General features: G+C 72.3%; 18 protein-coding genes. 11 read left to right on the forward strand and 7 right to left on the reverse strand.

Translation table 11 applies throughout. The annotated features are described in order from the left end of the window. Window positions 1–21: 21 nt before the first annotated feature. Entirely contained in the window at window positions 22–270 is a 249-nt protein-coding gene (locus ABD329_RS20430; RefSeq protein WP_198277585.1) for a DUF5133 domain-containing protein, read from the forward strand. A gap of 37 nt (window positions 271–307) precedes the next feature. On the opposite strand, the gene ABD329_RS20435 is transcribed toward ABD329_RS20430, so the two are convergent. Then, window positions 308–1,210: an SCO4651 family lipoprotein gene (locus ABD329_RS20435; RefSeq protein WP_198277586.1), complete on the reverse strand. Its 903-nt coding sequence runs from the start codon at window positions 1,208–1,210 to the stop codon at window positions 308–310. Between the two features lie 233 nt (window positions 1,211–1,443). Here ABD329_RS20435 and ABD329_RS20440 point away from each other — a divergent pair, with 233 nt between their 5' ends. Then, on the forward strand, window positions 1,444–3,912 hold the full coding sequence (locus ABD329_RS20440) for a SpoIIE family protein phosphatase (protein ID WP_344316724.1): 2,469 nt from the start codon (window positions 1,444–1,446) through the stop codon (window positions 3,910–3,912). Window positions 3,913–4,050: 138 nt separating this feature from the next. Next, on the forward strand, window positions 4,051–5,352 hold the full coding sequence (locus ABD329_RS20445) for a GAF domain-containing protein (protein WP_198281461.1): 1,302 nt from the start codon (window positions 4,051–4,053) through the stop codon (window positions 5,350–5,352). On the opposite strand, the gene aspA is transcribed toward ABD329_RS20445, so the two are convergent. From aspA to ABD329_RS20465, 4 genes are all read right to left on the reverse strand, one after another. After that, window positions 5,335–6,750: an aspartate ammonia-lyase gene (gene aspA, locus ABD329_RS20450; protein ID WP_198281460.1), complete on the reverse strand. Its 1,416-nt coding sequence runs from the start codon at window positions 6,748–6,750 to the stop codon at window positions 5,335–5,337. The genes ABD329_RS20445 and aspA overlap by 18 nt on opposite strands. A 36-nt stretch (window positions 6,751–6,786) precedes the next feature. Further along, entirely contained in the window at window positions 6,787–7,821 is a 1,035-nt protein-coding gene (locus tag ABD329_RS20455) for an asparaginase (protein WP_344316739.1), read from the reverse strand. A 118-nt stretch (window positions 7,822–7,939) separates the two neighbouring features. Next, window positions 7,940–9,379, reverse strand: a complete 1,440-nt coding sequence (locus ABD329_RS20460; protein ID WP_198280065.1) for an amino acid permease — start codon at window positions 9,377–9,379, stop codon at window positions 7,940–7,942. After that, window positions 9,376–10,068, reverse strand: a complete 693-nt coding sequence (locus ABD329_RS20465; RefSeq protein WP_198280069.1) for a FadR/GntR family transcriptional regulator — start codon at window positions 10,066–10,068, stop codon at window positions 9,376–9,378. Before ABD329_RS20465 ends, ABD329_RS20460 begins: the two co-directional genes overlap by 4 nt. Before the next feature lie 182 nt (window positions 10,069–10,250). Between ABD329_RS20465 and ABD329_RS20470 the strand changes: the two genes are divergently transcribed. From ABD329_RS20470 to lnt, 3 genes are all read left to right on the forward strand, one after another. Continuing rightward, complete coding sequence (locus tag ABD329_RS20470) at window positions 10,251–11,264, forward strand: sugar ABC transporter substrate-binding protein (RefSeq protein WP_198280066.1); 1,014 nt, start codon at window positions 10,251–10,253, stop codon at window positions 11,262–11,264. 97 nt (window positions 11,265–11,361) lie between these two features. Continuing rightward, entirely contained in the window at window positions 11,362–13,863 is a 2,502-nt protein-coding gene (locus tag ABD329_RS20475) for a SpoIIE family protein phosphatase (protein WP_198280067.1), read from the forward strand. A gap of 155 nt (window positions 13,864–14,018) precedes the next feature. Continuing rightward, entirely contained in the window at window positions 14,019–15,518 is a 1,500-nt protein-coding gene (lnt, locus tag ABD329_RS20480) for an apolipoprotein N-acyltransferase (RefSeq protein ID WP_198280070.1), read from the forward strand. Here the strand turns inward: lnt and ABD329_RS20485 are convergent. Beyond that, window positions 15,454–16,395 carry a Gfo/Idh/MocA family protein gene (locus tag ABD329_RS20485; protein WP_198280068.1) on the reverse strand — a complete coding sequence of 314 codons (942 nt, stop codon included), beginning with the start codon at window positions 16,393–16,395 and terminating at the stop codon, window positions 15,454–15,456. The two genes, lnt and ABD329_RS20485, sit on opposite strands and share 65 nt — an antisense overlap. A gap of 23 nt (window positions 16,396–16,418) precedes the next feature. After that, entirely contained in the window at window positions 16,419–17,618 is a 1,200-nt protein-coding gene (locus ABD329_RS20490) for an FAD-dependent monooxygenase (RefSeq protein WP_344316725.1), read from the reverse strand. Between the two features lie 86 nt (window positions 17,619–17,704). Here ABD329_RS20490 and ABD329_RS20495 point away from each other — a divergent pair, with 86 nt between their 5' ends. From ABD329_RS20495 to ABD329_RS20515, 5 genes are all read left to right on the forward strand, one after another. After that, window positions 17,705–18,358, forward strand: a complete 654-nt coding sequence (locus ABD329_RS20495) for a TetR/AcrR family transcriptional regulator (RefSeq protein WP_198281436.1) — start codon at window positions 17,705–17,707, stop codon at window positions 18,356–18,358. A 41-nt stretch (window positions 18,359–18,399) separates the two neighbouring features. Continuing rightward, window positions 18,400–18,906, forward strand: a complete 507-nt coding sequence (locus ABD329_RS20500) for a DinB family protein (protein WP_198281435.1) — start codon at window positions 18,400–18,402, stop codon at window positions 18,904–18,906. 505 nt (window positions 18,907–19,411) lie between these two features. Next, a complete protein-coding gene (locus ABD329_RS20505) occupies window positions 19,412–20,443 on the forward strand; it encodes a 2,5-dihydroxypyridine 5,6-dioxygenase NicX family protein (RefSeq protein ID WP_198281434.1) in 1,032 nt (343 codons plus the stop codon). A gap of 31 nt (window positions 20,444–20,474) precedes the next feature. Beyond that, window positions 20,475–21,746 carry an FAD-dependent oxidoreductase gene (locus tag ABD329_RS20510; RefSeq protein ID WP_344316726.1) on the forward strand — a complete coding sequence of 424 codons (1,272 nt, stop codon included), beginning with the start codon at window positions 20,475–20,477 and terminating at the stop codon, window positions 21,744–21,746. A 148-nt stretch (window positions 21,747–21,894) separates the two neighbouring features. After that, window positions 21,895–23,298: an MFS transporter gene (locus ABD329_RS20515; protein WP_198280162.1), complete on the forward strand. Its 1,404-nt coding sequence runs from the start codon at window positions 21,895–21,897 to the stop codon at window positions 23,296–23,298. Window positions 23,299–23,349: the final 51 nt, after the last annotated feature.

The following is a 23,349-nucleotide window of genomic DNA, read 5'->3' on the forward strand; positions in this document are numbered from 1 at the left end:
CGGCTGAGAAAGGACCACGCCGTGCTGATGGCCCACCCGGTCGTCCTTCAGAACCTCATCGAGCAGTACGAGACGCTGCGGATGCTGCACGCCGAATCCGGCGGCACCGAGGTACGCCAGCGGATGGACGATCTCGCCTACACCCTGTGCGTCTCCACCGGGACGCGGGATGTGGACGCCGCCCTCGTCGCCGCCCGGCACCGCCTGCCCGGCGCACGGGTGGAGGACGACTCGGCCCTCACGGCCGGGGCCGGCGCACCCGGCGCCTGAGCCCGCCGCGCCGCCTACCCGCGAAGCCGCCGCCGGATCAGCCCTCGGCCCCCCGCGCCAGCTCGGAGAGGTCCATGGTCTGGTTCGCCGGCGGCGCCTTCACCGTGACCGGCTCGTTGAGGGCCGAGAAGGTGATGGTCATGTCGAGCGGGCCCTTGTCCCCCTCGCCACGGACGCGGAACCGCTTGGTGTGGCCGTCCGGGTCGATCCACATGTCCATGGACAGCCGGTCGACCCCCATCGCCTCGTACGCCTTGAGGTTCTTCTCGCGGCGCTCGCGGGTCGCCGCGTCCTCGTCCTTCAGGCTCGCGCGCATCTGGCCGAGGCCGATGGTGCCCCGGTAGTGCGTGGTGCGCACCCCGTCGATGGTCTCCTCGCCGACCCGCTTCACGTCGTCGGCACCGGAGAGGAAGGCCGACTCGTCGGCCGGGTTCTTGTCGGCCTGGCGGGAGAGCGAGCCGCCGGCCACCGCACCGGCCGCCTTCTCACCCAGCGCCCCGAGGTCCAGCTTGAGCCAGGTCTTGCCGTCCAGCCCGGCGGCGGCCTCCTTGCCCCCGTCGAGGTACATCGCCCCGTCGAGCATCCGGATCTCCACCGCCGCGTCCGCGCCCTGGCCGACCGCGCGCATCCTCATGCTGACGGCGAGCGGCTTGGTGCTCATCGCCGCCTCGCCCTCGATCCGCCCGTCCTCGGGGGTGCGGCCGCTCATCCGGTAGCGGAACGAGGTGAGCTTCTCGCCCTTCTTTGCGGCCGCGCGCACGGCCGCCGCCGGGGCCATCCGCACCTGCTCCGAGGACTTCTCCCCCGCCTTGCCCTCGGGCTTCCCGTCCGCCCCGGACGATCCGCAGCCGACCGCGCCGCCGCAGAGCAGCACGGCGGCGAGCACGGCACCGGCCGCACGGGCACCCCTGCCATGTCCCCCATGTACGACCATCGCCATGAACCCCACCCCTTGCAGAACTTCTGTTCGTTTCGCCGTGATCCGGGACAGTACCAGCAGAGAGTGACAACCGGCCCCGGACCATCATGCGCGGGCCGCGCACCGTGTGCCGGCCCCTCGGACCGTGGGCATACTTGAAGACGCGACCATTGGTTCACTCTCCGCCAAGGGCGCCACGGTGGAGTCGGCACCTCGCCCACGGCGGAAGACCGGGGCAAGAGCGAGATGACAGCATGACGCGACCGGACACCCCGCGGGACGAGCGGTCCGTCCGGTCGGGCGATCTCCTCGGCGAGGGGGCCACCGCCAAGGCCACGGTCGACGAGCACGGCATCGTCACCCAGTGGAACGAGGCGGCCCGCGGGCTGCTCGGCTACCGCTCCGCCGAGATCGTGGGCAGGCCCGCGGCCGAGCTGCTCCACGACTCCTCGCCCGCCCGCGCCGAGGTGTCGGCCGCGCTGCGCTCCCCCTCCCCGCCCGCCCGGCTGAACGGACGGGTCACCCTGGAGCGCCGCGATGGCTCCACCGTGGAGCTGGGGCTGCTGGCACACCGCCGCACCTCGTCCGCCGGGGCCCCCGAGTGGCTGATCGTCTCCGCCGTACCGCGCGCCGGGGACACGGCCCGGGACGAGGAGCTGATGCGGCGCTCCTTCCTCGAGGGGCCCTGCACGATGGCGGTCTACGACACCGGGCTGCGGTTGCGCTGGGCCAACCACGACCTGGAGCGGGTGATGGGTCTGGCGCAGGAGGAGATGCGGGGGCTGCGGATCCCGGAGATCCTGCCCGGTTCCGAGTCCGAGTCGGCCGAGCGGACGATGCGGCGGGCGCTGGAGACGGGCGAGGGGCAGCGGCTGGAGCTGGCCGCCCCCATGCCCGGCCACCCCCACCCGCTCGCCTGGTCCGCCGTCGTCGCCCCGCTGCTGGACGACGAGGGCCGGACGGCGGCCGTGGTGCTCTCCGCCCACGACACGACCGCCCAGCTGACCGCCCGGCAGCGACTGACACTGCTCAACGAGGCCAGCGTGCGGATCGGCAGCACCCTGGACATCGACCGGACCGCGCAGGAGCTGGCCGATGTGGCCGTCCCCGCGCTCGCCGACTTCGTGACGGTCGATCTGCTGCCCGCGGTGCACGACGGCGGCGAACCGCGCCCCGGTCCGCCGGGCGGCCATGTGCTGCTGCGCCGGGTCGCCTGCCGGTCGGTCTTCGCGGGCTGCCCGGAGGCCGTGCTGGAGCCGGGGCAGGTGGCCGCCTACCCCGAGTTCTCGCCCGCGGCCGAGTGCCTGAAGGCGGAGCGGGCGATGCGGAACCGGGTCACCGACCCCGCCGTCGCCCGGTGGGCCGACGAGGCCCCGGAGCGGGCCGCCATGATCCGCCGGTTCGGGCTCCATTCGACGATGGCCGTTCCGCTGCGGGCCCGCGGCACCACCCTCGGCGTGGCCACCTTCTCCCGGCACCGCCGCCCCGAGCCGTTCGAGCAGGACGATCTGCTGCTCGCCGAGGAGATGACGGCCAGGGCCGCCGTCTGCGTCGACAACGCCCGGCGGTACACCCACGAACGGCACACCGCGCTGGCCCTTCAGCGCAGTCTGCTGCCGCGCACCCTGCCCCCGAGCGCCGCGGTGGAGGTCGCCTCCAGCTATCGGCCGGCCGACTCCCGGTCCGGGGTGGGCGGCGACTGGTTCGACGTCATCCGGCTGTCGGGCGCGCGGGTCGCCCTGGTGGTCGGCGATGTGGTGGGCCATGGCGTCCGGGCGTCGGCGGCGATGGGGCGGCTGCGGACGGCGGTGCGCACCCTCGCCGACGTCGATCTGGCCCCGGATGAACTGCTCACCCATCTGGACGATCTGATCAACCATCTGTCCGACGAGACCGAGAGCGGCACCGGTGGTACGGACTCGGCGGAGACGGCGGGGGTGACCAACGCGCAGATCGGCGCCACCTGTCTGTACGCGGTCTACGACCCGGTCTCCCGCCGCTGCTCGCTGGCCCGGGCCGGGCATCCGCCGCCCGTGCTGGTGACACCCGACGGCACCGCCACCCTCCTCGACCTGCCCGGCGGGCCGCCGCTGGGGCTGGGGAGCCTGCCGTTCGAGACGGTCGAGCTCGAACTGCCGGAGGGCAGCCTGCTGGCCCTCTACACCGACGGTCTGATCGAGTCCCGCGAAAGGGACGTCGACAGGGCGATCGACACCCTGCGCTTCACCCTCGCCCAGCCCGCCGCCTCCCTGGACGGCCTCTGCCAGGCGGTGCTGGCCAAGCTGCTGCCGGGCCATCCCACCGACGACATCGCCCTGCTCCTGGCCCGCACCCGGGGGCTGGACACGGGGCGGGTGGCCACCTGGGAGCTGCCGGACGACCCAGCCGTGGTGGCCCGGGCCCGCCGGGAGGCCGCCGAGCGGCTGGCGGCCTGGGGGTTCGAGGAGTCCGCCTTCACCATGGAGGTGGTGGTCGGCGAGCTGGTCACCAACGCCATCCGGCACGCCACCCCGCCCATCAGGCTGCGGCTGATCCATGACCGGGCGCTGATCTGCGAGGTCTCCGACGGCAGCGCCACCGCACCGCATCTGCGCCGGGCCCGCGCCTTCGACGAGAGCGGCCGCGGACTGCTGCTGGTGGCCCAGCTCACCGAGAGCTGGGGCACCCGGCAGACCGCCACCGGCAAGACCATCTGGGCCGAACTGGCCGCGCCCGCCCTGTAGGGGCACATGGCCCGGAGGGCTCCGCATATCGTCGCCGCCGGCTCTCCCCCGCTTCACGACCGCAGCCCCCGCCGCACCTCTTCACTACAATCGCGGAGCAACGAAGCCCCGCTCAGCAGAGGCTGAAGGCTGCCATCCATGCGTATCCAGCACCCACGCGACGCCAGTCCCCTGGCCGCGCTGAGCCCCACCGAATCGGCCCGCCTGATGGCGGTGATCCGCGAGGCGGCGCTGAGCCGGGGACGGCTTCCGCTGCCCGCCCGCCCGGTGATCGGCGCCTCCTGGGACCGGATGCTGCGCCTGGGGCTCGACCCCGATCACGGCCGCGCGCCACGGCCGCTGGGCCTGGACGAACTGGAGCGGCGGAGGCGGCAGACCCGGCTGGCCGAGGTGCTGCCCACCCTGCGGGACGGGCTGCTGGAGGCGGCGGAGGCGGCCGCGCACATCATGATCATCGCCGATGCGGAGGGCCGGATCCTGTGGATCGACGGCCATCGGGGGGTGCGCCGGCAGGCCGACGGCATCGCGCTCGTGGAGGGTTCGCACTGGGCCGAGGACGTCGCCGGGACCAGCGGAATCGGCACCGCGCTCGCCGTGAAGTCCCCCGTACGGGTGCATTCGGCGGAGCACTTCGTGAGCGCCTTCCACACCTGGAGCTGCGCCGCCGCCCCGGTCCACGACCCGCGCGACGGGCGGCTGCTGGGCGTCATCGACGTCAGCGGCCCCGCCGGAACCGCCCATCCGACGGTGCTCTCCCTGGTCACCGCGACCGCCCGGTGGGCCGAGGGCGAACTGCGCCTCGCCCACAGCCGGGAGCTGGCGGGCCTGCGCGCGGTCGCCGCGCCGCTGCTGGCGCGGATCCACGGCAAGGCGGTGGTGGTCGATCAGCACGGCTGGATCGCCGGGGTCACCGGAGTGACCCCGCGCGAGCACCGGCTATTGCTGCCGAAGGCGCCGTACGACGGGCCGGTGTGGCTGCCCGCGCTCGGCGCGTGTGCGGTGGAGCCGCTGCCCGGCGGCCATCTGCTGCGGGTGCTGGACGGCGACACCCGCGAGGGGGGCGGCCCGGCCGGCTGGGGCGATCTGCTGCTGGACGTGCGCCATCCGCACCGCTGGACCCTGACCTTCTCGGGCCCCTCGGGCACCTGGACCCATGAACTCAGCGCCCGCCAGGCCGAGGTGCTGCTGGTGCTCGCCGCGCACCCGGAGGGGCGCACGGCGGCGCAGCTGGCCCAGGACCTGTTCGGGGACCCGACGCGGACGGTGACCGTAAGGGCCGCGATGTCCCGGCTGCGCGGCCGCGTAGGGGCGGTGCTGGCGCACCGCCCCTACCGCATCGCCGACAGCGTCCATATCGCCGTGGCAAGCCCGGACCACCCCACCGAACTCCTCCCCCACAGCTCGGCCCCAGAAGTCGCCCGGCTACGAGCGGAGCCCTGAGGACTGCCCGGCGACCTCCTCCGGGCGCAGGACCTCGGCCAGGCGGTCGGCGGGCAGCAAGCCCTTCTCCAGGACGAGTTCGGCCACGCCGCGGCCCGTGGCGAGGGCCTCCTTGGCGATGCTGGTGGCCGCGCCGTAGCCGATGTACGGGTTGAGCGCGGTGACCAGGCCGATGGAGTTCTCCACGGAGGTGCGCAGCCGCTCGGTGTTGGCGGTGATGCCCGCGACGCAGCGTTCGGCCAGCACCAGGCAGGCGGCGCGCAGATGGGTGACGCTCTCCGAGAGGGAGTGCAGGATGATCGGCTCGAAGGCGTTGAGCTGGAGCTGCCCCGCCTCGGCGGCCATCGTGATGGCGACGTCGTTGCCGATCACCTCGAAGGCGACCTGGTTGACCACCTCGGGGATCACCGGGTTGACCTTGCCGGGCATGATGCTGGAACCGGCCTGCACCGGGGGCAGGTTGATCTCGTTGAGCCCGGCCCGCGGGCCCGAGGAGAGCAGCCGCAGGTCGTTGCAGCTCTTGGAGAGCTTGACGGCGATGCGCTTGAGGACGCCCGACAGATGGACGAACGCGCCGCAGTCCTGGGTGGCCTCCACCAGGTTGGCGGCGGTGACCAGCGGCAGTCCGGTGATGGCCTCGAGGTGGTGCCGGGCGGCCTCGGCGTAGCCCTTCGGCGCGTTGAGGCCGGTGCCGATGGCGGTCGCGCCGAGGTTGATCTCGTGCACCAGGGTGGCGGCCTCCAGCAGCCGGCTCTGGTCCTCCTCCAGCATCACCGCGTACGCCGAGAACTCCTGGCCCAGCGTCATGGGCACCGCGTCCTGGAGCTGGGTGCGCCCCATCTTCAGGACGTCGCGGAACTCCTCGGCCTTGGCGGCGAACGCCTGGCGCAGCGTCTCCATGGCCGCGTGGAGCTCACGGACGGCGATGATCGTGGAGACGTTGACGGCGGTCGGGTAGACATCGTTCGTGGACTGGCTGAGGTTGACGTCCTCGTTGGGGTGGAGGTGGTCGTAGTCGCCCTTCTCGTGGCCGAGGAGTTCCAGTGCCCGGTTGGCGATCACCTCATTGGCGTTCATGTTGGTCGAGGTCCCGGCGCCGCCCTGGATCACGTCGACGATGAACTGGTCGTGCAGGGCGCCCCGGCGTATCTCCTGGCAGGCGGCCGCGATGGCGTCGGCCTTCCTTGTGGTGAGCAGCCCGAGGTCCTCGTTGGCGCGGGCGGCGGCCTCCTTGACGGCGGCCAGGGCGCTGATCAGATGCGGATAGGCGGAGATGGAGGTGCCGGTGATGGGGAAGTTCTCGCCGGCGCGCAGGGTGTGGATGCCCCAGTAGGCGTCGGCGGGGACGTCGCGGTCGCCGAGCAGATCGTGTTCGCGGCGATGGCCGGTGGCGCTCATGGTGTGCGTTCTTCCTCGGTTCCTGGTGAGGGTGGGTCAGGCGGTGGGCGGGGCCAGGACGTCGGTGGGGCGCACACCGCCGACGGCGGCCCCGCCGCCGTACACCGGCGTGGTGGCGAACTCGGCGAGCACACCGGGGTCGATCCCGCAGTGGGCCAGCGCCGCGGCGGTCACCGGCATCCGTGCGCGGTCCGCACCGTCGGCGATCTTCACGGCGACGGCCCGGCCGTCGGGCAGCGCCGCGATCTGCACGCCCTCGAAGCCGTCCTTGGCGATCAGTCCCGGTACGGCGCGCATCAGCCGGGCCACGTCCCGGTCGGTGCCGGACGCCATCTCCGGGTGGGCGCGCAGGGCGGCCGCGACCCGCCCCTCGGGGGTGTCCATGGAGCCGGAGGCGATCCGGGCGGCGGCCGTCGCGAGCCCGCGCAGGGAGACGGAGAACAGCGGCGCGCCGCAGCCGTCGACCGAGACCCGGGCGATGCCCTGTCCAGTGAGGTCTTCCACGGTCTCGGCGATCAGCCGCTGGAGCGGATGGGCCGGGTCCAGGTAGTCCGCGCGCGGCCAGCCGCGCAGCTGGGCGGTGAGCAGCATCGCGGCGTGCTTGCCGGAGCAGTTCTGGGCGAGCCGGGTGGGCTCGCCGCCGTCGCGCAGCCAGGCGTCGCGCTCGGCGGCGCCGTAGGGCAGGTCAGGGGTGTTGCGGAGGTCGGCCTCGGTGAGTCCGGCCCGGTCGAGGATGCGGCGGGCGCCGTCCAGATGGCGCGGCTGGCCCGAGTGGCTGGCGGCGGTGAGCGACAGCAGCTCCCCGTCCAGCGGCAGCCCGGCCCGCAGCAGGGCGACGGCCTGGACGGGCTTGAGCGCTGAGCGCGGATAGAAGGCCACGTCGATGTCGCCGGCCTGGAAGGCGACCCGGCCGTCGGCGGCCAGGACGACGACCGAGCCGTGGTGGACGCCCTCGATGGCCCCGCCGCGCACCACATGGGCGAGCGGCACATGGCGGGGTTCACGGATGGCGGGGGGCTCGGCCGGGGTGCGGCGGGTCGCGTCGTCGGTCCGTCCGAGGGGGGTGTTCATGGTGGTGCTCTCGTGGTCGAGGGTGTTCACGGGGTGGGATTCCTCCGGGTGGTGGTGGAGGGAGAGGGCGTCCGGGGGTGGTACGGCCGCACGGGAGAAACGATTCCTCAGTATGGGCTCACGAGGGGTCCTTCATCCGGCTGCGGGCCGCGTACCAGCCGATGACCAGCGCCGCCAGGATCGCCGGAAGCGCCATGACGGTCAGTCGGCTGGGGCCGCCGTCCGCCCACATCAGGACGAGGACGGAGGCGAGGAAGCCCAGGGTGACGATCTCGGTGTACGGGGAGCCGGGGAGCCGGTAGCCGGGGCGGCTGATCCGGCCGGCCTGTGCGCGCCGCCAGAACAGCAGATGACAGAGCATGATCATGGCCCAGGTCGAGAGGATGCCGATGGCGGCGAAGTTGAGCACGATCTCGAACGCCTTGTCCGGCACCACATAGTTCAGGCCCACGCCCAGCACACAGAAGAAGGAGGTGAGCAGGATGCCTCCGTAGGGCACATGGGTGCGGCTCATGGCGCCGGTGAACTTGGGCGCGGAGCCGGACATCGCCATCGAGCGCAGGATCCGGCCGGTGGAGTACAGACCCGAGTTGAGGCTGGACATCGCGGCGGTGAGCACGACGAGGTTCATCACCCCGCCGGCCGCCGGGACGCCGATCTTGGACAGCACGGTGACGAACGGGCTCTCGTCGCCCGAGTAGGAGCCGGAGGGCAGCAGCATCGAGAGCAGCACCACGGAGCCGACGTAGAACAGGGCCACGCGCCACATGATGGAGTTGATCGCCTTGGGCATGATCTTCTCGGGGTTCTCGGTCTCGCCCGCGGCCACGCCGACCAGCTCCACGGAGGCGTAGGCGAAGACGACACCCTGGATGACCAGCAGCATCGGCAGCACACCGTGCGGGAAGACGCCGCCGTGGTCGGTGATCAGGCTGGGCCCGGTGCTGCCACCGGCCACCTGCTCACGGGTGACCAGCAGGAAGATGCCGATCGCCATGAAGACGACGAGCGCGCCGACCTTGATGATCGCGAACCAGAACTCCAGCTCACCGAAGATCTTCACCGAGATCAGATTGACCGTGAGCACCACGGCCAGCGCGATCAGGGCGATCGCCCACTGCGGGATCTCGGTGAACATCCCCCAGTAGTGGGTGTACGTCGCCACGGCCGTGATGTCCGCGACCCCGGTGGTGGCCCAGTTCAGGAAGTACATCCAGCCCGCGACGAAGGCGCCCTTCTCGCCGAGGAACTCACGGGCGTAGGAGACGAACGCGCCGGAGGACGGCCGGTGCAGCACCAGCTCGCCCAGGGCGCGCACCACCAGGAAGGCGAAGAGGCCGCAGACCGCGTACGCCAGGGCCAGCGACGGCCCGGCGTCCTTGAGCCGGCCGCCCGCGCCGAGGAAGAGGCCGGTGCCGATGGCGCCGCCGATGGCGATCATGTTGACGTGCCGGGCCTTGAGGGACTTGCTGTAACCGGCGTCGCCCGCGTCCACGTGCGCGGGGCTCCCGGCCTGGTGCTGTTGGCGGTCTTCTTGCCGGAGGGACTGCTCGCTCACGCCTGCTGTCCGCCTTCCGTCGGTGCTGTCGTCCGGTCGTCCGCCGCGGCGGGCCGCACGATGGAGGTCAGGGTGGTCTCCACACGTTCGAGGTGGTGGGACATGGCCTCCACCGCGTCGTGTTCGGACCCGTCGGCGAGCGCCTCGACGATCGCCCGGTGCTCCCGGTTCGACTGCTCGCGGCGGCCGCCGAGTTCGTTGAGAAATGCCGACTGCCGGGCCAGGGCATCGCGGATCTCCTCGATGACCCGCCGGAAGACCGGGTTCTGGGCCGCCTGGGCGACGGCGAGATGGAACAGCGTGTCCATCGCCACCCATGCGGTGGTGTCGGTCTCCCGCTCCATCCGCGCCAGCAGATGGGACAGGTGGTCGAGGTCCTCCGCGGAGCGGCGCAGTGCCGCGTAGCCCGCCACCGGGATCTCGATGTGCCGGCGCACCTCCAGCAGGTCGCTCGCGGCGTAGTCGCCGAAGGTGGGGTCCTCCACCGGACCGCTGGAGATGACGAAGGTGCCCTTGCCGGTGCGTGAGGCGGTCAGCCCCATGGTCTGCAAGGCCCTGAGGGCCTCGCGGAGCACCGGCCGGCTCACCTCCAGGCGACGGCAGAGCTCGGCCTCGGAGGGGAGCTTGTCCCCCACCGCGTAATCGCCGCGCTCGATCGCTTCCCGGAGGTGGGTGAGAACCGCTTCCATCGCGCTGATGCGACGAGGGGAGGCGAATCCGGAGCCGCCTGTCTGGCTGTCTGACAAGTTCACGCGGCGATCCTCGGGCGTACACCGGAGGGTTGTCAAGGGTCGACTTTTCCCACGCCACCGCCTCGCCATCGCCCGTTCCATGTTGATATGAGGTATTCATCCCGAGCGTCGGAGACCCCATGCCCCACCGCCTCGCCACCGCCACCGCGGCCCTGCTCCTGCTGTGCGGCCCGGCCGCCGCGGGCTGCGGCGGCGGTGCGGACGCGGGCAAGGTCGGCGTGGTGCTGCCGCTGCTCACCTCGCCCTTCTGGGAGGCGTACGCCGACGACATCCCGGAGCAGGCCAGGAAGGCGGGCGTACGGGTGCTGCCCACGGTCGACTCCGACGGCGACCCGGGCAAACAGATCACCGATATCGACAATCTGCTGGCCCAGGACATCAAGGGCCTGGTCGTCTCCCCGGTCGACTCCGCCGCCATCGGCCCCGGGCTGAGCGCCGCCCGGCGCGCCCATGTGCCGGTGGTCGCCGTCGATGTGGCCCCCGACCGGGGCAGGGTGGCCATCGTGGTCCGGGCCGACAACCGCGCGTACGGCGTCAAGGCGTGCCACGGCCTCGGCCGCGCCGTGCGGCGGGGCACGGTGGTGCAGATCGAGGGCGATCTGGCCTCGGCCAACGGCCGGGACCGCACGGCCGGCTTCGACCGCTGCATGGCGCGGCACCACCCGGACATCAAGATCCTGGACATCGCGGCCGACTGGCAGGCGGAGAAGGCGGCGGCCGGGCTGGAGGCCCTCTACAGCGCCCACCCCGACATCAAGGGCATCTACCTCCAGGCCGGCGGCGTCTATCTGGCCCCCACCCTGCGCACCCTCCAGCGCCACCGCGCCCTGGTCCCGGTGGGCCGGCGCGGCCATATCGCCATCGTCTCCAACGACGGGACCCCGCAGGAGCTGGACGCGATCCGTAAGGGTCTCATCGACGCCACCGTCTCCCAGCCGGCCGACCTGTACGCCGTCTACGCCATGCGCTACGTCAAGCGGGCCATGGCCGGGGAGCCCGTCAAGGCGGGGCCGACCGGCCACGGCAGCACCATCGTCCGGCTGCCGGGCGGCAATCTGGAGGACCAGCTGCCCGCCCCGCTGGTGACCCGGGCCAATGTCGACGACCGCTCCCTGTGGGGCAACCGGGCATGACCGGGGAGCCACCCCCTCGTGGTCGCACGGTTCACCGCCGGGGAGGCGCAGAAGTCATAGTATTAAGGGAAATGTATCCGCAGATGGGACGGGTGCGATGGCCATCCCCCAGGGAATCGCGCCGACCGAGACGCATGTCCCGTTCGACATGGCGGATGCGGCCTCGGCGCTGATCGACGCCACAGGGACCATCATCGGCTGGACTCCGGCGGCGGAGAGACTTCTCGGCTATCCGGCGGCGGATGCGATGAAGCAGTCGGCCAGGATGCTGCTGGCGGCGCCCGGGGACGCCGCGAAGGCCGAGGCGATCGGCTCGTGGTGCCAGAAGCACGACGGCTGGGGCGGTCTGGGCCGGCTCCGGCACCGGGACGGCAGGCGGATCGAGGTGGGGCTGCGGATCTCCGCCATGCGCGACCCGGACGGCGATGTCTCCTGGCTGGTCTCCGGGATCGATGTGGGCTCCATCCCCACCTGGGCGCTCAGCGGCTCTCTCCTCCAGGCGTTCCTCACCCGGTCGCCGGTCGGGATGGCGGTGCTCAGCCCGGAGCTGCGGTATGTGTGGCTCAACGACACGCTGGAGCGCTACGGCGGGCTGCCCCGTGAGCAGCGGATCGGCCGCCGGATGGCGGAGTGCCTGCCGGGGCTGGACACCGAGGCGCTCGAGGCGCGGATGCGGGAGGTGCTGAAGACCGGCAAGCCGGTGATCGACTACGAGTACCGGGGCTGGACGATGGCCGCGCCCCACCGCGAGCACGCGTACTCGACCTCCTTCTTCCGCCTGGACAACGCCGAGGGCCATCCGGTGGGCGTGTGCTACATGGGCATCGACGTCACCGACCGCTGGCGGGCCCGGGAGCGGCTGGCGCTGCTCAACGAGGCCAGTTCCCACATCGGCAGCACCCTGGACGTCATGCGCACCGCCCAGGAGCTGGCCGACTTCGCGGTGCCGCGGCTCGCCGACTTCGTCACCGTCGATCTGCTGGACTCCGTCCTGCGCGGCGAGGAGCCCCTGGAGACCCCCGGTGAGACCCTGCCGGCCTTCCGCCGGGCCGGTCAGGCGTCGATCCGGGAGGGGTGTCCGGAGTCCATCGCGGAGCTGGGGGACGCGATCACCATCTCCTCCACCTCCCCCTTCGCCTGCTGCTTCTTCTCCGGGGAGGCCCTGCTCGATCCCGTGATGGGCGACTCCATCACCGCCTGGTCCGGGGACGATCCGGCGCGGACGGCGAAGGTCCGCGAGTTCGGGATGCGGTCGCTGATGGTGGCGCCGATCGGGGCGCGCGGCGCCCTGCTGGGAGTGGCCTCGTTCGTACGCTCCCGGCATCCGGACCCGTTCGAGGAGGACGATCTGCTGCTCGCCGAGGAGCTCGTCGCGCGGGCCGCGCTGAACATCGACAACGCCCGCCGCTACAGCCGTGAGCACGCCACCGCGCTGGCCCTCCAGCGCAGTCTGCTGCCGCACGCACTGAGCGGCGGCCAGGCCGTCGAGGTGGCCTCGCGCTATCTGCCCACGGACGCCCGCAACGGGGTCGGCGGCGACTGGTTCGACGTGATCCCGCTGTCCGGTGCCCGGGTGGCGCTGGTGGTCGGCGATGTGGTCGGGCACGGCATCAACGCCGCGGCCACCATGGGGCGGTTGCGCACGGCCGTGCACACGCTCGCCGACATGGACCTGCCGCCCGAGGAGCTGCTGGCCCACCTGGACGACCTGGTCATCCGGCTCACCGAGGAGGAGGCCGGCCAGGAGGGCGTGGCGGCCGCGGTGCTGGGCGCCACCTGTCTGTACGCGATCTACGACCCGGTCACCCGGCGGTGCACGATGGCGCGGGCGGGCCACCCGACCCCCGCGATCGTGGACCCCTCGGGCGAGGTCACCTTCCCCGCGCTGCCCGCCGGTCCCCCGCTGGGCCTGGGGTCGCTGCCGTTCGAGTCGGCGGAGCTGGAGCTGCCCGCCGGAAGCCTGATCGCCCTCTACACCGACGGGCTCATCGAGACCTGTGACCAGGACATCGACGTCGGCCTCAGCCGGCTGAGCAACGCCCTCGGCCAGGCCGTGCTGCCGCTGGAGGAGCTCTGCCGCACGGTGGTCGACACCCTGCTGACCTCCCCGCAGACCGACGATGTGGCCCTGCTGCTGGCCCGTACCCACGGTCTGGGCGCCGGACATGTCGTCTCCTGGGACCTGCCCTCCGATCCGGCCGTCGTCGCCAGCGCCCGCTCGCTGGCGGTGCGCCAGCTCGCCGAGTGGGGTCTTGACGAGCTGATGACGACCACGGAACTGATCGTCAGCGAGCTGGTCACCAACGCCATCCGCCATGGCACCGGCCCCATCCGGCTGCGGCTGATCCGGCACGACGTGCTGATCTGCGAGGTCACCGACACCAGCAACACCTCACCGCGGCTGCGCCACGCCCGCACCACCGACGAGGGCGGCCGGGGGCTGTTCCTGGTCGCCCAGCTGACCCGCCGCTGGGGCACCCGCTACACCGAGGGCGGCAAGCTCATCTGGGCCGAACAAGACCTTCCGGAACGAGACCTTCCGGAACGAGACCTCCCGGAACGGGACCTCCCGGAACACGGCCTCCCGGATTCGGCATGAAGCACGCTCCGGCGGACCCCCGCCCTGTTCATGATCGGCTGACTCCCGCACACTGGCCCTGTGCCAACAGGAGGGGGGCATCCGAGGTGCGGAGGCCGGTCGGCGGCGAGGACCTGTGGGGGCGGCGGCTGGCCTCCCCGTGGTGGCGGGGCGCGATGGCGCTGCTGGCGGGCGCGCTCCCCGCGCTGGCCTTCCCCGCGCCCTCGCTGTGGTGGTGGGCGTATGTGGCCCTGGTGCCCTGGCTGCTGCTGATGCGCTCGGCGCCCACCGGCCGCCGGGCGATGCGGGACGGCTGGCTGGGCGGCGCCGGGTTCCTGCTCGCGGTGCACCACTGGCTGATGCCGAGCCTGCATGTGTTCATCGTGCTCCTGGCGCTGCTGCTGGGGCTGTTGTGGGTGCCCTGGGGGTGGCTGACGCACCGGCTGCTGCACGGCCGCCCGGGCTCCGGGCGGGTGGCGGCGGCGCTGGTGCTGCTGCCGTCCGTCTGGCTGATGGCCGAGCTGGTACGGTCCTGGCAGTATCTCGGCGGGCCCTGGGGGCTGCTGGGCGCGAGCCAGTGGCAGGTGGCGCCCGCGCTGCGGCTGGCCTCGGTGGGCGGGGTCTGGCTGCTCGGGTTTCTGCTGGTCCTGGTGAATGTCGCGGTGACCGTCCTGATCACGGTGGCCCGGGCCCGTGCGGTGGCGCTGGCCGGGCTCGCCGCGTGCGGCGCCGCGGTGGCCGGGACATGGGCCTGGGTGCCGCAGGCCAAGGAGCCCGGGACGGCGCGGATCGCGGTGGTGCAGCCGGGGGTCATCCCGGGGCCGGGGCCGCGCTTGGAGCGCAGCGCGGAGCTGACCCAGCAGCTGGCCGGCCGCGATGTGGACCTGGTGGTGTGGGGCGAGAGCAGCGTGGCCCAGGATCTGACCACCCATCCGGAGCTGCGCGGGCGGCTGGCCGCGCTGTCCCGGACGGCCGGCGCGGATCTGCTGGTCAACGTGGACGCGCGGCGCGGCGATATGCCCGGCATCTACAAGAGCTCGGTGCTGATCGGGCCGAACGGCCCGACGGGACAGCGCTACGACAAGATGCGGCTGGTCCCCTTCGGGGAGTACATCCCGGCCCGGCCGCTGCTCGGCTGGGCCACCTCGGTGGGCAAGGCGGCCGGTGAGGACCGCCACCGGGGCACCGAGCCGGTGGTGATGAAGCTGCCGGATTCCCTGCGGATCGGGCCGCTGGTGTGTTTCGAGTCGGCGTTCCCGGACATGAGCCGGAACCTGGTGCGGGACGGGGCGCAGGTGCTCGTCGTCCAGTCCGCGACCTCGACCTTCCAGCGGAGCTGGGCGCCGGCGCAGCACGCCTCGCTGGCCGCGCTGCGCGCCGCCGAGACCTGGCGGCCGATGGTGCATGCCACGCTGACCGGGGAGAGCGCGGTGTTCGGGCCGCGCGGCGAGCCGGTGGGCCACCGGATGTCCACCGACACCAGCGCGGCCACCGTCTACACGGTGCCGCTGGGGCAGGGCACCAGCCCGTATGTGCGGATCGGCCCCTGGCCGGTGTACGGGGCGATGGCGGCGCTCGGAGTCTTCTGCGCCGTCGAGGGGGGCCGGGCGCTCAGACGGCGGACGGACCGGCCGTCGGACCGGCGGCCAGACCAGTCGGCTCCAGGGCGTCCCTGACCACCCGTTCGCACAGCTCATGGGTGCGCAGCGCGTCCTCGGCGCCGATCCGCCGCCCGGCGCGCACCGCGTCCAGGAAGGCGTCGGTGATCTGCTCGATCCCGCGCTGCCGCGCCACCGGCACCCAGTCGCCCCGGCGGCGCACGCTCGGCTGACCCTTGTGGTCGACCACCTCGGCGAGGTTGAGCACCTGCCGCTTGGTGTCCTGGCCGGAGACCTCCAGGACCTCCTCGGTGGAGCCGCTCATCCGGTTCATCACGCCGAGCGCGGTGAACCCGTCCCCGGACAGCTGGAGCAGCACATGGTGTATCAGCCCGCCGCGGACCCTGGCGCGCACATCGATGTGGTCCACCGGCCCGGGCACGAGGAAGCGCAGCGTGTCCACCACGTGGATGAAGTCGTCCAGGACCAGGGTGCGCGGGTCCTCGGCGAGGCCGACGCGGTTCTTCTGGAGCAGGATCAGATCGCGCGGATGGTCCAGGCACTGGGCGTAGCCGGGCGCGTAACGCCGGTTGAAGCCGACCATCAGGCTCACCCCGCGCTCCTCGGCGAGCCGCACGAGCCGCTCGCTGTCGGCGAGGTGGTACGCGAGCGGCTTGTCGACGTACGTGGGCACCCCGGCCTCGAGCAGCCGGGTGACGAGGTCGGCGTGGGTGTCGGTCGGGGCGTGCACGAAGGCCGCGTCGAGCCCGGCCGCGAGCAGCGAGTCCAAATCGGCGTGGCGCTGGGCTTCCGGGACGCGATGGGTGTCGGCGACCCGCTGGAGGGTGGCCGGGGTGCGGGTGTGGAGATGCGGCTCCAGACCGGGGCGGGCCATCAGCACGGGCAGATACGCCTTCTGCGCGATGTCGCCGAGCCCGACGCAGCCGACCCTCATATGTTCTCCCCGGTCTCTTCCGATCATGCCTTCCACTGTGCCCCCGCAGGATACGTGGGGGTGGGCGGACGCCAGTCGGCGATGCCGTCGAAGGAGCGGAGGGCGAGACCGGGGGCGAGGCGGCCGACGGCGGCGATCGCGGCGTCGCGCAGGGCGACGGCGGGGGCGCTGGTGAGGGTGATCATGCGGGCGGTGCGCGCCGAGCGGCGCACCACGTCCATGGTGCGGGGCAGCCGGTCGCGGGTGTAGGCGGCCAGGGCGGCGGAGGGGTCGGCGACGCCGGGGGCCAGATGGTGGGCGAGGACGACGGCGTCCTCGATGGCCTGGTTGCCGCCCTGCCCCATCGTGGGGGCCATCGCGTGGGCGGCGTCGCCGATGAGGGCGACCCGGCCCCGGTGGTAGGCGGGCAGGGGCTCGGCCATGTACCGGACGTCATGGCGCAGCACGTCCCGGGGCGCGACGGCGGCGAGGATGTCGGGGACGGGCCGGTGCCAGTCGCCGTAGAGCCGCAGCAGTTCGGACCGCTCGTCGTCCGGGGCCCGGCCGCCGGGCGGGGCGACGGCGGCCGCGTAGGCGTAGACCCGGCCGTCCCCCAGCGGCTGGGTGCCCCAGATCCGGCCCCTCCCCCAGGTCTCATGCGGTTCGAACGGCTGGTCGGGGGCGGGGATGACGACACGCCAGGTGGTGAATCCGGCGTAGCGGGGCCCGGGGTGGTCCGGGAAGAGCGTGCGGCGGACGGCCGAGTCGATGCCGTCGGCGCCGATCACCAGGTCCGCCTCGTGGTCGCCGTCCTCGGTGGTCACCCGGGCCGGGCGCCCGGCGGCACCGGGGTCGGCCAGCCGGGCGGCGGCCCCGGTGCGGACCACGCCCTCGGGCAGCCGGGAGACGAGCAGGTCGACGAGGGTGGCCCGGTGGAGGAGGACCAGCGGACCGCCGAAGCGCTCGGCCGTGGCGGCGCTGTCCATCCGGGAGAGCCAGCGGCCGCCGGGGGTGCGCAGTCCGCCGCCGCCCTGCCAGGCGGCGAGCGCGCGCACATCGTCGCCGAGGTCGATGGCGTCCAGGGCGCGCTGGGAGTTCGGGGCGAGGGAGATTCCGGCGCCGACCGGCTCGAGGCGGGCGGCCCGCTCCAGGACGGTGATGGACCAGCCGCGGCGGTGCAGGGCCGCGGCGGCGGCGAGCCCGCCGACTCCGGCACCGATGACGATGACACGGGGCTGCCGCATGACTCCTCCAAACCAACTACAGGTGTAGTACTCACTAACGTTACTACACCCGTAGTACGAGTGGTGGATGGGCTTAGGTTGGCCCCATGACCGCTGATCGAACCGCCGCCTCCGCTTCCGGCGCCGCCCCGTCCGCCTCCGCGTCCGGCGCGTCCCGCGCCGAGCTGATCGCCGACACCGCGCTGGCGCTGCTGGCCGAGCGCGGAATGCGGGGGCTGACGCACCGTGCGGTGGACGAGGCGGCCGGGCTGCCGCTCGGCTCGACCTCCAACCACGCCCGGACCCGCGCCGCCCTGCTGAAGGCGGCGGTCCGGCGGCTGGCCCAGCGGGAGGCGGAGGTGCTGGCGCCCGACGAGATGCCGGGCCCCGCCGGCGCGGCACCGGATGGAACCGATCCGGTCGCGGAACTGGCCGACGCGCTCGCGCTCGCCCTGCACCGCTCGCTCACCACCCAGCGCGATCTGCTGATCGCCCGCTACGAGCTCGCGCTGGAGGCGACCCGCCGCCCCGAGCTGCGGGAGTTCTACGACGCCACGGGGCGCGGCTTCCGGGAACCGCTCGAGGCGATGATGACGGCGCTGGGCTCCACCGAACCCCGGCGGCACGCACGGTCGCTGGTGGCCTGGTGCGAGGGGCTGATGTTCAGCTGCGCCGCGGGCGCCGACCACGACGCCGTACCCGACCGCGCGGCGCTGCGCACCGGCTTCGCGGAACTGCTGCGCGGGATGCTGGACGAATAACGCGTGGCGGCCATGAGGGCGGCGCCGCCATCATGACCGCCATGACGATCACAGAACGCCCCGACCCGCCCCGGACCGCCGATGAACGCACCAGCCTGGAGGGGTGGCTGGACTTCCACCGCGCGACCCTCGCCCTCAAGTGCGAGGGCCTGGACGACAAGCAGCTGCGCGAGGCGTCGGCGCCGCCGTCCGGGCTGACCCTGCTCGGCCTGGTACGGCACATGGCCGAGGTCGAGCGCAGCTGGTTCCTGCGGGTGCTCGCCCAGCAGGACATAGCGCCGATCTGGTACAGCGAGGAGGACCCGGACGGGGAGTTCCACCTCACCGACGAGGACACCTCGGAGGCCGCCTTCGCCATCTGGCGGGAGGAGATCGCCAAGGCCAAGGAGGCCGCCGCGGGCCGCTCCCTGGAAGATGTCGTCACCCGTCGCGGCCGCGGGGACTACAACCTGCGCTGGATCTATCTGCACATGATCGAGGAGTACGCCCGCCACAACGGCCACGCCGACCTCATCCGCGAGCGGATCGACGGCGCCACCGGCGAGTAGTGGCGCCGTGTCAGACGGGGCCGCGGGGCCGACGCCCCGCGGCCCTCATACGGGGATGACCATCGGAGCCCTCCTTGGCTTGACAGCGGCGCACCGCCGAGAACCAGCCACCGCGAGGCCACTCAGAGCACGCGGTCCGGATGTGAACAGAAACCATCCGAGCACGTACGAACTCTCGGCGCAAGGTTTCGCGTCGGCCGCAATCATCTTTCGTTCATCTTCGTGAAGTCGGGAAAGACGGCCGACACCTGGGGAAAATACGAGGTCAGCAGGGATGCCCTGGTCTCCGCAGCCACCCCGGAAGGCGGACTGATCACAAAAAAGTTCGGCCGCACCCCTTGCCAGACCCAGATCGTACGCGTTCGGATTAATTGCGTCGGCGGCGCCCGTGAGACCCGCGTCTCCCCATGAAGCCGCCTGGCCGCATGGCTGGATCCATACCTCTACGCCTGCCCGGACCGTGCGATCGCCGTCTGCCACCTTCCCCCTTCCCCAGGAGCGAGACATGCTCGACCTCACCTCCGTCGACCTGCTCGAGGCGTTCACCCAGGAGCTGAAGCTGTGCAAGCTCAAGCCCGATGAGCACGTCGTCGTCCTGTCCGAGCCCACCAGCCGCGGCGACTACGTGGCGGCGGCCTTCGGCGCGGCCAAGGCCTGCGGCGCGCACGTCATCGCCGCCACGGTCCCCGGCGGCAACCCGTCGCCCTCGGACAGCACCCGCACCGGTGCCGGACCCGGCCTGAGCGCGGTGCTCGGCGACACCGCCGCGCAGGACCTGCTCAAGGCCGCCGACCTCGTCGTGGACCTCACCCGGGAGGGCTTCATCCACGCCCCGCTCCAGCAGGAGATCATGCGGACGGGCACCCGCATCCTCTTCGTGTGCGACGCCCCCGACGTACTCATCCGCAACCTCCCCAAGCCGGAGGACAAGGCGGAGGTACTCAAGGGCGTCAACCTGCTGAAGAGCGCGTCCGTCATGCGGGTGACCTCCGAGGCCGGCACCGACCTGACCGTCGAACTGCCGGGCTCCAAGCCGGAGTTCCAGGTGGGTTTCGCCGACGACCCGGGCCGCTGGGACCACTGGCCGAGCACCATGGTCCTGTGCTGGCCGCGGTTCTCCGAGGGCCGGATCGTGCTCTCCGAGGGCGACATCCTGCTGCCGTTCAAGGAGTACGTGCGTCAGCCGGTCACGCTGGAGATCGCTGGCGGGAACATCGAGAAGGTGTCCGGTGGCGCCGAGGCCCATCTGCTGAACACCTTCTTCGACGACGCGGACGACGCATGGGGGCGCAGCCTGTCCCATATGGGCTGGGGTCTGATGCGCACCGCCGACTGGTTCGCCACCGCCCTGTACGGCAAGGAAGAGCTCATGGGCATGGACGCGCGGGCGTTCGCCGGGAACTTCCTGTGGTCCACCGGGCCCCACCCCGTACTCGAGCGCGAATCGTACGCCCACGTCGACATCGCCATGCGCGGCTGCACCGTCTCCGTCGACGACCAGGACGTCGTCACCGCGGGCCGGCTCGTCGACTTCTGATCCCGCCGCCGCACCCGCATCTGGAGAGAACATGGCATCCACCCAATCCCTCGACGTCGTCATCGTCGGCGGCGGGCTCGGCGGAATGACCGCCGCGCTGTCGCTGCGGCAGCGCGGCCATCACGTGACCGTACTGGAGCAGGCACCGCGGTTCGGCGAGATCGGCGCGGGTATCCAGACGGCGCCCAACGCCAGCCGGGTCCTGCTCGGGCTGGGGCTGCGCAGGCAACTGGAGGCCATCCGCACCGAGCCCCTGGACCAGGTGCGGCGCCGGTGGAAGGACGGCAGCATCATCGGGCTGACCCAGCTCGGTGACCACTGCAAGCAGCGGTACAACGCGCCGTACTGGCACTACCACCGGGCCGATCTGCACGGGGTCCTCACCGATGCCTGCGTCGAGCCGACCGGCCCCGGCCCGGTGGTCGCGCTGCACACCTCGAGCCGGGTCAGCGAACTGGACCGGCGCGACCCCCGCCGCCCCGCGGCCGTGACCGAGGACGGCCGGCGCTTCGAAGCCGATGTGCTGATCGGCGCCGACGGCATCCGGTCCCGGGTCCGCGACCTCATGGGCCTCCCGGACACCCTGCTGTTCTCCGGCGAGATGGCCTTCCGGGCCCTCATCCCCGGCGACCTCATCGCCGCCGACCCGGCCACGCGCTTCTTGATGGACCGCTTCCAGAGCACCATCTGGTACGGCCCCGACCGGCACCTGGTCCACTACATGATCCGCGGCGGCGAGTACCTCAACGTCGTCGGCTGCGTCCCGTGCACGGACGAGGTCGCCGAGAAGTGGACCGGCTCGGCCACCGCGGAAGACCTGGTGAACGCCTACGAGGGCTGGGACGACCGGGCGGCGGCGATGCTGTCCAAGGCCAAGGAGGACGTGCTCTCCTTCGCCCTCTACCACCGCCGGCGCGACCCGGTCTGGATGGACGGCCGGGTGGCCCTCCTGGGCGACGCCTGCCACGCCATGCTGCCCTACCAGGCCCAGGGCGCCTCCCAGGCCATGGAGGACGCCGCCGTACTGGCCGAGGAACTGGGCCGGATAACCGCCGAAGGCGTCGAGGGCGCACTGCGGCGTTATGTGGACCGGCGGGCCAAGCACGCCGGCATGGTCCAGGACGCCTCACTTCAGAACAAGACCTTCTACCACTACCCCGACGGCCCGCAGCAGGAGGCCAGGGACGCCCTGCTGCGGCGCGGCTTCGACGGCGAATCCGACGTCTCCTACCACTGGTTGTGGAGCGGCAGCCCCCTCGAGGACCCGGACCTGGGCGCCTTCGACTACCGCTTCGCCCGCTGACCGGCCCCTCCCTTCCCCTCCCCTCCTCTCTCCCCCTCTCCCCAACCCCCCATCCCCGCTCATCACTTGCCCCTCCGGGCCACTTCCCGCTCATCCACCTCGGTGTCGCCCCGCGCGGGCACATCCCCGAACACCCCGTGGAGCGACAGTGAAAACAGGCGACCAGATCGTCCAGGACCTCCCATGGAGATGGGGGGTCCAGGGCAGGATCTTCATCATCGGCGGCCTCGGCTATCTCTTCGACGCCTATGACATCGCCCTCAACGGCTTTCTGATGCCACTGCTGGGCGACCACTTCCACCTCTCCCTCTCCCAGCGAGGTCTGGTGGCCACCGCCAATCTGGTGGGCATGGCCGTGGGCGCGGTGACCTGGGGCGCGATCGCCGACCGCATCGGACGCAAGAAGTCCTTCAGCGTCACCCTGCTGATCTTCGCGCTGTTCTCGGTGGCCGGTGCCCTGGCCCCGAACTACGCGGTCTTCCTCGCCCTGCGCTTCATCGCGGGTGTCGGACTGGGCGGTTGTGTTCCCGTCGACTACGCCCTGGTGGCGGAGTTCTCCCCGACGAAGTACCGCGGACGCGTACTGACCGCGCTGGACGCCTGGTGGCCGATCGGCGTGACCCTGTGCGGTCTGGTCTCGACGGCCATGCTGTCCCTCGACGGCAACTGGCGGTGGATGCTCAGCGTGATGAGCGTTCCGGCGCTGCTGCTGTTCTGGGTGCGCAGGGGTGTGCCGGAGTCGCCGGTCTACCTCAGCAGGAAGGGCAGGGAGGCCGAGGCGCGGGCCGTCATCGACGATCTGGTCGCCCGCACGGGTGCGCCTGTCGAGCCGTACGCCATACCCGACCCGGTGCACGAGGCCGGGGGGAACGGCCCGCGCGCCGCGCTCGAACAGCTGCGTGCGGTCTGGAGGTTCAGCCCGCGCATCACCTCCGCCGCCTGGCTGCTGTTCGCCACCGTCATGCTGGTGTACTACGCGGCCCTGAGCTGGCTGCCGTCCATCCTCAAGGAGGAGGGCCTCGGCGACACGGCCGCCTTCATGAGCACCACGCTGATGAGCGCGGTCGGCATCGTCGGTGTCCTGACCTCCACGGTGCTGGTGGACGCGGTCGGCCGGAAGTGGCTCATAGGTGTCTCGGCCCCGGTCGCCTCGCTCGCACTGGTGGTGTTCGCACTGGTGATGCGCATGCCGACGGGTTCCGTCGTGGCCATCGGCGTCTTCGGCTTCCTGATGCAGCTGACCATCCCCGCCATGTACGCCTACGTCTCCGAGCTGTACCCGACGACGCTGCGGGCCAGCGGCTTCGGCTGGGCGTCCTCGTTCAGCCGGGTGCTCACCGGCTTCGCCCCGATGCTGTTCGGCTCGGTGATGTGGCCGCTGCTGGGGTTGCCGCTGACGTTCGGGGTACTGGCCGTGGCCGTCCTGGGGGCCGTCGTCTGGACGGCGTTCGCGGCGCCCGAGACAAAGGGCCGCGACCTGGACGAGGACGACCCGGCCGCGGTGCCCGCCCCCGCGTGCCCGGAGCCGGCCGTCGGTCAGCCGGTGCGCTGAAGGACAGCCCGCCCCGACCGCCCGGGTCGGCCTTCGCAAACGACAGGAGAA

Source organism: Streptomyces javensis, from assembly GCF_039525925.1.
Classification (GTDB): Bacteria; Actinomycetota; Actinomycetes; order Streptomycetales; family Streptomycetaceae; genus Streptomyces; species Streptomyces asiaticus.